Consider the following 14,329-nt stretch of genomic DNA (forward strand, 5'->3'; position numbering starts at 1 on the left):
CCGGGAAATAAGAAATTCCCGGCAGTAAAAAAAGGGCTTAGCGCCCCTTCTTTTTACGCCCCGGCTGGGTAAAGCGTTTGCCGTTACCCGGTTTGCCGCGTCCTTTCTCTTCCGCCTGTGGCGCCTTGACCACCGGGCGCTTAATCGCCTGGGTTTTCGGTTTCGCTTTGGCCTTCGGCTTCGCTTCGGACGAGGAGTTCTCGATAAGCTTAAACAGCTCGATCAGTTCATCATCGGTTAAATCGCGCCACTCGCCCAGCGGGATACCGGACAGGCTGACGTTCATGATGCGGGTACGCTCAAGCTTCGTCACTTCATAGCCAAAGTATTCACACATACGGCGGATCTGGCGATTTAAGCCCTGCACCAGAGTAATGCGGAACGCGAACGGCGCCTCTTTCTTCACCTTACACTTTTTCGTGACGGTCCCAAGGATCGGCACACCGGCGCCCATGCCGCGAATAAACTCGTCCGTGACCGGCTTATTCACCGTCACAATGTACTCTTTCTCGTGATCGTTACCGGCACGCAGGATTTTGTTGACCAGATCGCCGTGGTTGGTGAGGAAAATCAGCCCCTGAGAGTCTTTATCCAGACGGCCGATCGGGAAGATACGGCTGCTGTGGTTCACGAAATCAACAATGTTACCCCGCTCGCCATCTTCCGTGGTGCTGACAATCCCAACCGGTTTATTCAACGCGATAAACACCAGGTCTTCAGCATCGCGCGGTTCGATGAGCTGACCATTCACTTTTACCACGTCGCCAGGCATCACCTGGTCACCAATCGTGGCGCGTTTGCCGTTGAGGAACACGTTACCCTGTTCAATGTAACGGTCCGCCTCGCGACGTGAGCAGATCCCGCTCTCGCTAATGTATTTGTTTAATCGGGTTGATTGAGTTGGCAGCATAGTTTCTCCTGTGAAGGCGAAATATACCTTACCTTGAGGCTGACAAAAAAGTGTTAGTAGCCGTTGATCAAAAAATCGAGTGCATCCCGCAGTGAAGCCCGGTTAAGCGTAAGATCGGCAACACGTTCGCCTAACTCTTTTGGCGATATGCCTGCCATCATATGCATCATTACCACGCAGGGCTTTCCCGCGATCTCAACGACAGGACACACTTTCTCAGGTGGACGAATACCGCCTAGCTGGCTTAATTCAACGGCGGGAGCGACCAGTACATGTTTCATCACATTGGCAACGGGATGCTGCATATTGATAAGCCATGGATAAGCTTTTCTTCCATTGCCTGCGTTCTCATAAGCAAAATACTGCTTCATTAGAACGATCTCTGAAAGTCACTAAAGGAGCCGTTTTCATCAACCCACTGATTAATGGCGTCAATCGAAGCTTTATTTTCTGCCAGCCACTCTGCACGCCGATGTTCACGAAACTGTTCCTGCAAAGCCGCCGTGAGCACGGCAGAAAGATTAAGTTTAAGCCTTCGCGCCTCTTCAAGGATGTCGGGCGACAGGGAAACATTCACTGATTTTTTAATGCTATTAGCACCGCGCATGAGAACCCCCATTGGAATGCGCATGAATTGGCGAAGTGTAGCGTAATAATTGAGCATTTTCTATTCCCTTAAAATTGCAAGGGTTGAAGAATAAATTGCTCTTTAGGGGGAGTCACGCCTCGCAAATCCGTTTTGCGAGGCGCTTTCAGAGATTAATACTCATCCCGCTCGTCATCTTCATCCGGCTGTTCCATCACGCTGTACGCCACCGCACAGAACAATGAGTTAAGGCGTTTCATATCCCCCAGCAGCCCCAGGTGCAGTGAGCTGGTCTCAATACTCTGCACGTTCTGCTGATGCAAACGCTCAACGTGGGCGTGCGAGTAGCGGCGGTTAAGGATACGGAAGCGATGCTTGTTGCGGCGCAGGCGGCGCGCGCTTGGCACGTCGCTGGAAAAGAAGACCAGCATCGCCAGCTTCAGGTTGCTAAGAAGTTGTTCGTGCAGAGCTTCCAGCTCCTTCAGCCCTTCGACGGAGAATGCACGGCGGGCGGCCAGAGATTTGTCAGCAATTTCACTGCCCATCCGCTCCACAATATCCGAAGCCTGCTCAAGGTTAAGCGACATCTCAATAATTTCTGCCCAGCGGCGAGACTCCTCCTCCGCCAGTTCATCCTGCGGAATGCGCGCCAGATAGAGCTTGATGGCGGTATAAAGCACGTTGATATCATCCGCCAGCCTGCGCAGCTCTTTCTCTTCTCGCGGCTCGCCGTGCATCACTTTTTGCAGGCCTTCAAGCATGGTTTCCATGGCGTCACCCATGCGAAGCGTCTCGCGGGCGGCATTCGCCAGCGCCAGCGCCGGCGTATCCAGCGCGGAGGTATCCAGATGCTTCGGTTTCAGGCGCGCATCCAGCTCCGGTTCATCCTGGATCAGGCGCTCACAGAAGCGGGCCATCGGCTCGGCAAAGGGGACCATCGCCAGGCAACGTACCAGGTTGTAGAAGACGTGGAAGTAAATCACCAGCTCCGCCTTCGGCAGCGGGAGGTTGTCCATCAGGTTCGCCAGTGGATGGACAAACGGCAGAATGATCAGGCTGCCCACCAGCTTAAACAGCAGGCTACCCAGGGCCACGCGGCGGGCGGCAGCGTTGGCGGCGCTGTTATTGAGCATCGCCAGCAGGCCAGAGCCGAGGTTAGCCCCGATCACCAGGCACAGCGCAACCGGGAAGGAGATCGCCCCGGCAGCGGTGAGCGTTGCCGTCAGCAGCACGGCGGCCAGGCTGGAGTAGCTGACGATGGCAAACACCGCGCCAATCAGCGCGTCCAGCATGATGTCACCGGTCAGGGAGGCGAAGATGACCTGAACACCGTTGGCCTCAGTAATAGGGGTGACGGCCTGAACAATCAGCTCCAGCGCCAGCAGGATCAACCCAAGGCCAATCCCCACGCGCCCAAGCTGCCCGGCCCGCGTCTGTTTGCGTCCGAGGAAGAAGATGACGCCAATGAAAATCAGCAGCGGCGACAGCCAGGAGAGATCGAACGTCAGGATACGCGCCATCAGCGCGGTACCCACGTCCGCCCCCAGCACAATGACCAGCGCCGGGGCCAGCGCCACCAGATCCTGCGCCACAAAGGAGGTGACAAGCAGGGTTGTGGCGTTACTGCTCTGCACCAGTGCCGTCACGCCAATGCCCGCGCAGAAGGCGAGCGGCTTCTTCTCAACGCTGTTGCTGAGAACGGTACGTAAACGGGCACCAAAGACGCGCATCACGCCGGTACGAACGATATGGGTGCCCCAGACGAGCAGTGCGACTGCAGAGAGCAGATGTAACAAGGTCAGCACGGAAGGTTTTCCTCCTTATCGTTATTCGTTTTCCTTTGGATCAGTATAAGGGTTTAAACGTAAGAAAGAGACAGGGCGCCCAATGAGCGCCCTGTTTGTTGTAAGGAAAAGTGACGTCAGTCCGCGTCGTAGCCTAAATTCGGTGCTAACCAGCGCTCCACTTCAGCAACGCTCATGCCTTTACGCAGGGCATAATCTTCAATCTGATCCCGCTGCAGCTGCGCCACGGCGAAATATTTGCTGTCAGGATGGCTGAAGTACCAGCCGGAAACGGACGCCCCCGGCCACATGGCGAACGACTCCGTGAGCTTCATCCCGGTATGCGCCTCTACGTCCAGTAATGTCCAGATGGTGCCTTTTTCGGTGTGCTCGGGACAGGCCGGATAACCCGGTGCCGGACGAATGCCCTGGTAGTTCTCGCGGATCAGCTCCTCGTTGCTGAGGTTCTCATTGGCCGCGTAGCCCCAGTGCACCTTACGCACGCGCTCATGCAGGTACTCGGCGAAGGCTTCCGCCAGGCGGTCGGCAATCGCTTTCACCATGATTTTATTGTAATCATCGTGCTGCGCTTCAAAAGCGTCCGCCAGGGCATCTTCTTCCAGACCACCGGTCACGGCGAAGGCACCGATATAATCCGCTTTACCGGAAAGCTTCGGCGCCACGAAATCGGCCAGGCAGTAGTTGGCAAAGCCCACTTTTTCGGTTTGCTGACGCAGATGGCGGCTGACCGCCAGCACATGGGTGCGGGTTTCATCACGATAAATTTCGATGTCATCGCCCACGCGGTTCGCCGGGAAGAGCCCGACCACGCCCCGCGGGTTAAGGGTTTTCTCTGCGCTGAGCTTATCGAGCATATCGTTGGCGTCTTTAAACAAGCGTTTCGCCTCATCACCGACCACCTCATCCTCGAGAATGCGCGGATATTTACCCGCCAGCGACCAGGTCATAAAGAACGGAGTCCAGTCGATGTAGTTGCGCAGCGTTTCGATGCTGGCGCTCACCTCCTGCACGCCCAGGCGATGGGCCACCGGCGGCGTATAGCTCGACCAGTCAAAGGCCAGATCGTTATCGCGTGCCGCCTGCAGCGTTACCGGTGGCGTACGCGGTTTCTTGCGGGAATGCTGGATGCGGACGGTTTCGTACTCTTTACGGGTACGCGCCACAAAGTCATCGCGCTGGGTGTCGGAGAGCAGCGCGGAGACCACGCCAACGGTGCGAGAGGCGTTCTGCACGTACACCGTCGGGCCGCTGTAGTTCTGTTCGATTTTAACTGCCGTGTGCGCTTTAGAGGTGGTCGCCCCGCCAATCAGCAGCGGAATGGTGAAGCCCTGACGCTCCATCTCTTTCGCCACGTTAACCATCTCGTCCAGCGACGGCGTGATCAGCCCGGAGAGGCCAATCAGGTCGGCATTCACTTCGCGCGCGGTCCTGAGGATTTTATCCGCCGGGACCATCACGCCGAGGTCGATAATTTCGTAGTTATTACACTGCAGCACCACGCCGACGATGTTCTTGCCGATGTCATGCACGTCGCCCTTCACGGTGGCAATGACCATTTTGCCGTTGCTGGAACCCTGCTCTTTGCTGGCTTCGATAAACGGCTCCAGGTATGCCACGGCCTGCTTCATTACGCGGGCAGACTTCACCACCTGGGGCAGGAACATCTTGCCCTCACCGAACAGATCGCCCACCACGTTCATGCCGTCCATCAGCGGCCCTTCGATCACTTCAATCGGACGGGCTGACTGCTGACGCGCCTCTTCGGTATCCTGTTCGATGAACTCGGTGATGCCTTTGACCAGCGAATATTCCAGGCGTTTTTTCACGTCCCAGGCGCGCCACTCGGCCTGCTGAACGTTGGCTGCGTCATCCGACTTGCTGCCACGGTATTTTTCTGCCAAGTCCAGCAACCGCTCGGTCGCGTCGTCGCGGCGGTTAAGGATCACGTCTTCTACCGCGTCGCGTAGCTCCGCAGGCAGGTCGTCATAAATTGCCAGCTGTCCGGCATTGACGATCCCCATGTCCATCCCGTTGCGGATGGCGTAATAGAGGAACACGGCGTGAATCGCTTCACGCACCGGGTCGTTACCGCGGAACGAGAACGAGACGTTCGACACGCCGCCGGAGATCAGCGCATGCGGCAGCTCGCGTTTGATGTCTTCACACGCGCCGATAAAATCCTGGGCGTAGTTGTTGTGCTCTTCAATCCCGGTCGCGACGGCGAAGATATTCGGGTCAAAGATGATGTCTTCCGGCGGGAAGCCCACCTCTTCGGTTAAAATCTTGTACGCGCGGCGGCAAATCTCGATTTTGCGCTCGCGGGTGTCGGCCTGGCCCACTTCGTCAAAGGCCATCACCACCACGGCGGCCCCGTAGCGGCGCACCATCTTCGCGTGGTGGATAAAGATATCCACGCCCTCTTTCATCGAGATGGAGTTGACGATGCCTTTCCCCTGAATGCACTTCAGCCCTTTTTCGATGACCTCCCATTTGGAGGAGTCAATCATGATCGGCACGCGGGCGATATCCGGCTCACCGGCAATCAGGTTGAGGAAACGCACCATCGCCGCTTCGGCGTCGAGCATCCCCTCATCCATGTTGATATCGATAATCTGAGCGCCGCTCTCCACCTGCTGGCGGGCGACGTCCAGCGCTTCGCTGTACTTCTCTTCTTTAATCAGGCGCTTGAACTTCGCCGAGCCGGTGACGTTAGTACGTTCACCCACGTTCACAAACAGGCTGTCTTCGCCGATGGTCAACGGCTCAAGGCCGGAAAGACGACAGGCAACGGGAAGCTCCGGCAGCTTGCGCGGCGGCAGTCCGGCAACGGCGTTGCTCATCGCGGCGATGTGCGCCGGCGTGGTGCCGCAGCAGCCGCCGACAATGTTCAGGAAGCCAGACTCGGCCCATTCGCGAATTTGTGCCGCCATGGTGTCGGCATCCAGATCGTACTCACCAAACGCGTTCGGCAGACCGGCGTTCGGGTGGGCGGTAACGTAGCATTCCGCAATACGCGACAGCTCCTGCACGTACTGGCGCAGCTCATCCGGCCCCAGCGCACAGTTCAGGCCGAAGGAGAGGGCCTCAGCATGCCGTAGCGAGTTGTAAAACGCTTCAGTTGTCTGGCCGGACAGGGTACGGCCCGAGGCGTCGGTGATGGTGCCGGAAATCATGATCGGCAGGTCAACGCCCAGCGCCTCGAACTCCTCTTTCACCGCGTAAATCGCGGCTTTGGCGTTGAGGGTGTCGAATACCGTTTCAATCAGGATCAGATCGGAACCGCCTTCCACCAGCGCTCTGGTCGATTCACGATAGGCCACGACCAGCTGGTCAAAGGTGATATTACGAAACGCAGGGTCGTTCACGTCCGGTGAAATCGACGCGGTGCGGTTAGTGGGACCCAGCACCCCGGCAACGTAGCGCGGTTTCTCCGGCGTGCGGGCCGTCCACTCATCGGCACAGGCGCGCGCCAGCTTCGCGGCTTCATAGTTGATTTCCGCCGACAGGGATTCCATCTGGTAATCCGCCATGGCGATGGTTGTCGAGTTAAAGGTGTTGGTTTCAATAATATCCGCGCCCGCCTCGAAGTAGGCGTTGTGGATATCCTTGATCACGGACGGCTTGCTGAGCACCAGCAGGTCGTTGTTTCCTTTCAGGTCGCATGGCCAGTCAGCGAAGCGTTCGCCGCGGAAATCGTCTTCGCTCAGGCGATAGCCCTGGATCATGGTGCCCATACCGCCGTCCAGCACCAGAATTCGTTCATTTAACTGCGCACGCAGTTGCTCTACTTTGCTGCTCACACTTGCTCCCGACAACGCTCAACAAGGCCAAAAGGCTGCGTCCCATACTGGCACAATCTCGCAGGGTGGAAAAGTCACTCAGGGGTAACATGAGACATGTTCACCATCACTCCTCCGATCAGTCAGGATAACGGTTGCAAATTCACCAAATAAAACGAAAATGATTTCCACGATACAGAAAAAGGAGATCGTCATGGTCGCGACCGTTCCCGCTAAACGCGGCAGAAAACCTGCTGCCACCACCGCCGCCGCACAACAGGGCGGACAGGTTCAATCGCTCACGCGCGGTCTGAAGCTGCTGGAGTGGATAGCCGAGTCGCACAGCAGCGTGGCCCTGACGGAGCTGGCGCAGCAGGCGGGCCTGCCGAACTCCACAACCCACCGGCTGCTGACCACCATGCAACAGCTGGGCTTTGTCCGTCAGGTCGGCGAGCTGGGGCACTGGGCGGTAGGCGCCCATGCGTTTATCGTCGGCAGCAGCTTCCTGCAGAGTCGCAACCTGCTGGCGATTGTGCACCCGATTCTGCGCAAGCTGATGGAAGATTCCGGCGAGACGGTAAACCTGGCGGTGCTCGACCAGAGCGACCATCAGGCGATCATTATTGACCAGGTACAGTGCACGCAGCTGATGCGCATGTCAGCCCCGATTGGCGGCAAGCTGCCGATGCACGCGTCGGGCGCGGGGAAAGCGTTTCTGTCACAGCTGAGCGAGGAACAGGTGACAGGGCTGCTGCACCGCAAGGGACTGCATGCCTATACGCACGCTACGCTGGTGTCGCCGGTGCATCTGAAAGAAGATTTGGCCCTGACCCGCAAGCGCGGCTATTCGTTCGACGACGAGGAGCACGCCCTGGGCCTGCGCTGTATTGCGGCCTGTATTTTTGACGAGCACCGCGAACCGTTTGCCGCCATCTCCATCTCCGGGCCGATTTCCCGCATGACCGATGATCGGGTCACCGAGCTGGGTGCGCTGGTGATTAAGGCGGCAAAAGAGGTGACCCTGGCGTATGGTGGGATCCGTTAGGCATGCATTGCCGGGTGGCGGCTTCGCCTTACCCGGCCTACATGATGCCCTCTGAAAACCGGATGCAAAACCGCTGCTTACGGCGGTAAGCGTAGACATCTTCCACATGTCCGTTTTTAATCCGCGTTTGCAGCCCCCGCCAGTAGCTGGCGCGGAACAGATCCTCGTGCATCTCTTCAAATAACGGCCCAATGCGCGGGTCAGCGCACAGCCAGTGGCGAAACTCTTCAGGAAAGACATCGCCCGGTGAGACGCTGTACCACGGCTCGCCGGAAAGCTCATCTTCCGGATAACGGGGCGGTGGGATATCGCGGAAATTCACTTCTGTCATGTAGCAAATTTCGTCGTAATCGTAGAACACCACGCGTCCGTGACGCGTGACGCCGAAGTTCTTAAACAGCATATCGCCGGGGAAAATATTGGCCGCGGCAAGCTGGCGAATCGCGTTGCCGTACTCTTCAATGGCATCACGCAGCGCCTGGCCTTCGGACTGCTCCAGCCAGATATTCAGCGGCACCATGCGGCGTTCAATATAGAGATGGCTTATCACGATTTTGTCGCCAAGATCGGTGATTTTGCCGCAGGCTTCCTGCAGTAAAAGGGTCATGAGCGCCGGATCGATCTGCTGCTTATCCAGCACAAAGTTTTCGAACTCCTGAGTATCCGCCATGCGCCCGACGCGATCGTGCTCCTTCACCAGCTGGTAGCAGGCACGAACGTGTGCCGCGGTCATCTCTTTCTGCGGCGCGAATTTATCTTTGATCACCTTGAATACGCGGTCGAAGCCCGGAAGGGTAAATACCAGCATCACCATGCCGCGAATGCCGGGCGCTTCAATAAACTGCTCATCGGCGGTGGTGACATAGCGCAGGTACTCCCGGTAGCTTTCCGTTTTAGCGTGCTTCTGACAGCCAATCGCCATATACAGCTCGGCCGTGGTTTTGCCCGGCAGGATCTCACGCAACCACTCCACGAGCGCGGCCGGTAACGGGGCATAGACCATAAAGTAGGAGCGGGCGAAGCCAAACACAATGCTGGCCTCCGCGCTGGTGGTCAGGCAGGTATCGACAAACAGTTCGCCGTCATCGGTGCGATGGATGGGCAGCAGAAACGGCAGAATGGCCGAGGGTGTAATCAGTTTACCGACCAGCCATGCGGCTTTATTGCGGTAGAAAAGCTCATTAGCGACCTGCAAATGGCTGTGGCTGAGCACCTCCGTGCCGAAGGTTTCAATAAGATGGGCGTGGATATAACCAATATCCCGGGCTTTATTCTCCCAGGGTAAGCGCAGCGGCAAATCAGTTAGCACACGATGCAGGAGCTTTTCCCATCCGCTATCAGGGAAGAAATCTTTGGCCAGCGGACGCGGAATGGTACGAAAGCGTCGCTCGGGCTGGGAACTGAAGATAAATAACCGCTCAGGAGATAATGAGCGGTGGTCAAATAACCGGCAATAGACGGAGTTAAAAAAGCTCTCCGCAATCTCGAAGCGCGGGTAGTCCGGTAACAAATGGGTGTAATGCTCCTTCACGCGCAGCAAAAATTCCGCATCCGGGCTTTTACCGTCGGTAATACAGCGCAACTGCTCCACCACCAGACCCACGTGGTGGTCGTAAAGATGAATACGCTGCTTCATCGCCTGCTGCACCGCATGCCAGTCAGCGTGTTCGAAGCGCTGCTGGGCGCCGGAGGTCACTTCCAGAAAACGTCCATACTGGGCATCAAAGCCCTGCAGAATAGTTTGGGCAATCAGTAATTCCAGACCACGCGACATATATTCCCCTTACCCCTCACCCGGGCCCTCTCCCCAATGGGGCGAGGGAGAAACAGATCTGCACCAGACCGTCCCCTCACCCCTTCGGGGAGAGGGTTAGGGTGAGGGGGGAAAAGATTAGAACTGTGCTTCTTCCGTTGATCCCGTTAAAGCGGTGACGGAGGAGGCGCCACCCTGAATGATGGTCGTCACGTTATCGAAGTAGCCGGTTCCCACCTCCTGCTGATGTGAAACGAAGGTATAGCCCTCTTTACCGGCGGCAAATTCTGGCTGCTGTACCTTCTCAACATAGTGCTTCATCCCCTCGCCCTGCGCGTAGGCATGGGCCAGGTCGAACATGTTGAACCACATGCTGTGGATACCCGCCAGGGTGATGAACTGGTACTTGTAGCCCATATCAGACAGCTGCTGCTGGAAGCTGGCGATGGTTTTATCGTCCAGATTCTTCTGCCAGTTGAAGGACGGCGAGCAGTTATAGGCCAGCAGTTTGCCCGGGTATTTCGCGTGGATGGCATCGGCAAAGCGTTTTGCCAGCGCCAGATCCGGCGTGGAGGTTTCACACCAGACCAGGTCCGCGTACGGGGCGTACGCCAGGCCACGGCTGATCGCCTGCTCAATGCCCGCATGGGTACGATAGAACCCTTCGCTGGTGCGCTCGCCGGTAATAAACTCGCTGTCGTACGGGTCGCAGTCCGAGGTGATCAGGTCAGCCGCGTCCGCATCGGTACGGGCAATGACCAGCGTCGGCACGCCGAGCACGTCAGCGGCCAGACGCGCCGCTACCAGCTTCTGAATCGCTTCCTGGGTCGGGACGAGAACTTTCCCGCCCATGTGCCCGCACTTCTTCACGGAGGCCAGCTGATCTTCGAAGTGAACGGCCGCTGCACCGGCCTCAATCATCGATTTCATTAGCTCAAATGCGTTCAGCACGCCACCAAAACCGGCTTCTGCGTCCGCGACGATCGGCAGGAAGTAGTCAATAAAGCGCGGATCGTTTGGCTCGATACCTGCGGCCCACTGGATCTGATCTGCACGGCGGAAGGTGTTGTTGATCCGATCCACGACCGACGGCACCGAGTTAGCGGGATAGAGCGACTGATCCGGATACATGCTGGACGCCAGGTTGGCATCTGCCGCGACCTGCCAGCCGGAGAGATAAATTGCTTCAATGCCTGCCTTCGCCTGCTGCAGTGCCTGACCGCCGGTCAGCGCACCGAGGCTGTTGATATAGCCCTTTTTGGAACCGCCGTGCAGCAGCTTCCACATTTTCGCCGCACCGTTCTGGGCCAGCGTGCATTCCGGATTGACCGAGCCGCGTAATTTCACCACCTCTTCCGCGCTATAAGGACGGCGGATGCCTTCCCAGCGAGGCTGTGTCCACTCTTTCTTTAATTCTTCGATTTGTTGGGTACGGGTTTTCATGTGCAGATGCTCCATATTGTTATGTGGTGAGTTACGCCAGGAAGCGGTAGCCCGGCAGGGTCAGGAAGTCGATTAAGTCATCTGATGTGGTGATTTGCTCCATCAGGCGCGCGGCGTCGTCAAAACGTCCGCTGCTGAAGCGGTGTTCGCCCAGCTCGTCCTGGATCACCCGCATCTCTTCAGCCAGCATCTGGCGGAACAGGGATTTGGTCACCGGCTTGCCGTTGCTGAGCGTTTTTTGATGGTGGATCCACTGCCAGATTGAGGTGCGTGAGATCTCTGCCGTCGCGGCATCTTCCATCAGGCCGTAGATCGGTACACAGCCGTTGCCGGAGATCCACGCTTCGATGTACTGCACGGCCACGCGAATATTGGCGCGCATGCCCTCTTCGGTACGTTCACCTGCGCACGGAGCCAGCAGCTGTTCTTCCGCCGTTGGGGCATCCTCTTCGCGCGTGACGAACAGCTGGTTTTTGTTGTCACCGAGTACGCGGTTGAAGACTTCCATGGCCGTATCCGCCAGCCCCGGGTGCGCGATCCACGTCCCGTCATGGCCGTTACGAGCTTCAAGCTCTTTATCGGCTTTCACCTTGTTGAGCACCTGGTTGTTACGCTCAGCATCTTTGCTCGGGATAAAGGCCGCCATACCGCCCATCGCAAAAGCGCCGCGCTTGTGGCAGGTTTTGATCAGCAGACGCGAGTAGGCGCTGAGGAAAGGTTTATCCATAGTAACGACCTGGCGATCCGGCAGCACGCGGTCGGGATAGTTTTTCAGGGTTTTGATATAGCTGAAAATATAGTCCCAGCGCCCACAGTTCAGGCCGACAATGTGGTCGCGCAGGGCATGGAGAATTTCGTTCATCTGGAACACTGCGGGCAATGTTTCAATCAGCAGTGTGGCCTTGATGGTGCCACGCGGCAGGTTGAAACGATCTTCCGCATAGCTGAACACCTCGCTCCACCAGGCCGCTTCCTGCCAGGCCTGCGTTTTAGGCAGATAGAAATACGGGCCGCTACCTTTTGCCAGCAGGGCTTTATAGTTGTGGAAGAAATAGAGTGCAAAATCAAACAGGCTTCCCGGAATGGCTTCCCCGCGCCAGGTAACATGTTTTTCCGGCAGATGCAGACCGCGTACGCGACAGATCAGCACCGCCGGGTTCGGTTTGAGTTGATAAATTTTACCGGCTTCGTTGGTATAGCTGATGGTGCCGTTCACGGCATCGCGCAGGTTGATCTGACCCTCGATGACCTTACGCCAGTCCGGTGCCAGCGAGTCTTCAAAATCGGCCATAAAGACTTTAACGTTCGCGTTCATGGCGTTGATCACCATTTTACGCTCTACCGGGCCGGTGATCTCAACGCGACGATCCTGTAAGTCGTCAGGAATGCCGCGGATTTTCCATTCACTACGGCGAATGGAAGCGGTTTCCGAAATAAAACCAGGCAACTTGCCGTTATCAATTTCCTGCTGCTGATGAATGCGTGCCGCCAGCAGCTTATTACGCTGTGGCGTAAAGCGGGTTACCAGTTCAGTCAGAAATTCTACCGCTTCTGCCGTCAATACTTGCTGTTCCTGCTCGCCATACGGCTGGGTAAAGGCCAGTTCATCGACCGTCGTTGCCTGTTGAGTCATTACTCTGCTCCTCATCAAAGATCCAAAATCACGCCCCCGATGCGAACGAAAGATCGTTGGGTAGTTTTCGCTCAGCAGAATTAAGACTATCTCCATTTTTTCTAAAATCAAAAACAATTTCCATTTTAATTTAAAATAACATGCAACCAATTGATTTTAATGAGATTAAAGTTACCTCACTTGATGAGTAGAATTTCGGAAATAAAAAAGGCACCCGAAGGTGCCTGATGTGAATAGCTGAAACGCTTTAGGATCGTTTAGTGCAGACGATTACTCCAGCGTCGGATTCATGTGACGCAGATCGTATGGCGTGATCTGGTAGACGTAATAGTTGAGCCAGTTGGTAAAAAGCAAATTCCCGTGGCTGCGCCAGGTGGCTCTCGGTGTGTTTTGTGGATCGTTTTTCGGGAAATAGTTGTACGGCACATCCGGGTTAAGGCCCGCTTCGACATCACGGAAATACTCTGACGCGAGGGTATGCGGATCGTACTCCGGATGTCCGGTCACAAAGGCAATGCGTTTATCTTTGCTGGCAAACAGGTAAGCATCGCCATCCTCTGTTTCAGCCAGGATCTCCAGATCGGTGTAATCACGTATCAGCTGCGCCGGGAAATCGGCATAACGTGAATGCGGTGCCAGGAAAGAATCATCAAACCCGCGCGTCAGCAGAGCATGGGGATGGAGAATGTGGTGTTCGTACACGCCGGAGAGCTTTTCAGTGCGGGTTTGCTTGGGGATACCATAAAGAATATTCAGAGCGGCTTGTACCGCCCAACAGACAAACAATGTCGACGTGACGTGATCTTTTGCCCACTCCAGCACCTGTTTGATCTGCGGCCAGTAGGCAACATCGTTGAATTCAACCAGACCCAGCGGGGCTCCGGTCACAATCAGTCCGTCGAAGTTTTCGCCCTGAATGTCATCGAAGTTGCAGTAGAAGGTGTTCAGATGCTCAGAAGGCGTATTACGCGACTCTCGGGCATCGATTCGCAGGAGCTGAATATCCACCTGCAGCGGGGAGTTCGAGAGCAAACGCAGGAACTGGTTTTCAGTTTCAATCTTCTTCGGCATCAGATTGAGAATAAGCACCTTCAGCGGGCGAATTTCCTGAACTGTCGCACGTGAAGCCGTCATAACGAAGACGTTTTCTTCACGTAAGAAATTGACGGCTGGTAGCTCGTCCTGCACCCGAATCGGCATAACCTTACTTCCTCACAGTATACGTATAAACGTTTAGACATCCAGACAGCTAACGATACCCAGAAATGATCGGAATGTCGAGTCTGCAAGGCGAAGGTGAGAAAGTTTCAGGGAGAGGGAGAAAAACAAAAGCAAAAAACCCCGCACCTTACGGTACGGGGTTCTTCTTGATTGA

10 protein-coding genes are annotated in these 14,329 nt (G+C 56.2%); 1 reads left to right on the forward strand and 9 read right to left on the reverse strand.

All coding sequences use genetic code 11. The features are described from left to right. Positions 1 to 37: 37 nt before the first annotated feature. From rluF to metH, 5 genes are all read right to left on the reverse strand, one after another. Positions 38 to 910: a 23S rRNA pseudouridine(2604) synthase RluF gene (gene rluF, locus LDK53_RS07215; RefSeq protein WP_225285214.1), complete on the reverse strand. Its 873-nt coding sequence runs from the start codon at positions 908 to 910 to the stop codon at positions 38 to 40. A gap of 53 nt (positions 911 to 963) precedes the next feature. Then, positions 964 to 1,281, reverse strand: coding sequence for a CcdB family protein (locus LDK53_RS07220; RefSeq protein WP_126801512.1), 318 nt, complete (start codon positions 1,279 to 1,281; stop codon positions 964 to 966). Further along, a complete protein-coding gene (locus tag LDK53_RS07225) occupies positions 1,281 to 1,574 on the reverse strand; it encodes a type II toxin-antitoxin system CcdA family antitoxin (protein ID WP_126801511.1) in 294 nt (97 codons plus the stop codon). The genes LDK53_RS07220 and LDK53_RS07225 overlap by 1 nt, the downstream gene beginning before the upstream one ends. Before the next feature lie 95 nt (positions 1,575 to 1,669). Then, positions 1,670 to 3,301 carry a Na/Pi cotransporter family protein gene (locus LDK53_RS07230; protein ID WP_025759001.1) on the reverse strand — a complete coding sequence of 544 codons (1,632 nt, stop codon included), beginning with the start codon at positions 3,299 to 3,301 and terminating at the stop codon, positions 1,670 to 1,672. A gap of 116 nt (positions 3,302 to 3,417) precedes the next feature. Then, complete coding sequence (gene metH, locus LDK53_RS07235; RefSeq protein WP_225285216.1) at positions 3,418 to 7,101, reverse strand: methionine synthase; 3,684 nt, start codon at positions 7,099 to 7,101, stop codon at positions 3,418 to 3,420. 193 nt (positions 7,102 to 7,294) lie between these two features. Between metH and iclR the strand changes: the two genes are divergently transcribed. Continuing rightward, positions 7,295 to 8,125 (forward strand): glyoxylate bypass operon transcriptional repressor IclR, encoded by an 831-nt coding sequence (iclR, locus tag LDK53_RS07240; RefSeq protein WP_045286168.1) that lies wholly within the window; start codon positions 7,295 to 7,297, stop codon positions 8,123 to 8,125. Between the two features lie 37 nt (positions 8,126 to 8,162). Here the strand turns inward: iclR and aceK are convergent, their stop codons facing one another. The 4 genes from aceK to metA all read right to left on the reverse strand — a co-directional run bounded on the left by aceK (position 8,163) and on the right by metA (position 14,154). Continuing rightward, entirely contained in the window at positions 8,163 to 9,899 is a 1,737-nt protein-coding gene (gene aceK, locus LDK53_RS07245) for a bifunctional isocitrate dehydrogenase kinase/phosphatase (protein WP_225285220.1), read from the reverse strand. 117 nt (positions 9,900 to 10,016) lie between these two features. Beyond that, entirely contained in the window at positions 10,017 to 11,321 is a 1,305-nt protein-coding gene (gene aceA, locus LDK53_RS07250; RefSeq protein ID WP_045286166.1) for an isocitrate lyase, read from the reverse strand. Between the two features lie 31 nt (positions 11,322 to 11,352). Next, positions 11,353 to 12,954 (reverse strand): malate synthase A, encoded by a 1,602-nt coding sequence (aceB, locus tag LDK53_RS07255; protein ID WP_025759007.1) that lies wholly within the window; start codon positions 12,952 to 12,954, stop codon positions 11,353 to 11,355. Positions 12,955 to 13,224: 270 nt separating this feature from the next. After that, a complete protein-coding gene (gene metA / locus LDK53_RS07260; RefSeq protein ID WP_045286164.1) occupies positions 13,225 to 14,154 on the reverse strand; it encodes a homoserine O-acetyltransferase MetA in 930 nt (309 codons plus the stop codon). Between the last annotated feature and the right edge of the window lie 175 nt (positions 14,155 to 14,329).

It is taken from the genome of Enterobacter sp. K16B, assembly GCF_020216105.1.
In the GTDB taxonomy this organism is placed as follows: domain Bacteria; phylum Pseudomonadota; class Gammaproteobacteria; order Enterobacterales; family Enterobacteriaceae; genus Enterobacter; species Enterobacter sichuanensis.

Bases quoted from the DNA above. Each gene is read 5' to 3' on its own strand.
- rluF (WP_225285214.1), bottom strand. From the start codon at position 910: ATGCTGCCAACTCAATCAACCCGATTAAACAAATACATTAGCGAGAGC.
- LDK53_RS07220 (WP_126801512.1), bottom strand. From the start codon at position 1,281: ATGAAGCAGTATTTTGCTTATGAGAACGCAGGCAATGGAAGAAAAGCT.
- LDK53_RS07225 (WP_126801511.1), bottom strand. From the start codon at position 1,574: ATGCTCAATTATTACGCTACACTTCGCCAATTCATGCGCATTCCAATG.
- iclR (WP_045286168.1), top strand. From the start codon at position 7,295: ATGGTCGCGACCGTTCCCGCTAAACGCGGCAGAAAACCTGCTGCCACC.
- aceK (WP_225285220.1), bottom strand. From the start codon at position 9,899: ATGTCGCGTGGTCTGGAATTACTGATTGCCCAAACTATTCTGCAGGGC.
- aceA (WP_045286166.1), bottom strand. From the start codon at position 11,321: ATGAAAACCCGTACCCAACAAATCGAAGAATTAAAGAAAGAGTGGACA.
- aceB (WP_025759007.1), bottom strand. From the start codon at position 12,954: ATGACTCAACAGGCAACGACGGTCGATGAACTGGCCTTTACCCAGCCG.
- metA (WP_045286164.1), bottom strand. From the start codon at position 14,154: ATGCCGATTCGGGTGCAGGACGAGCTACCAGCCGTCAATTTCTTACGT.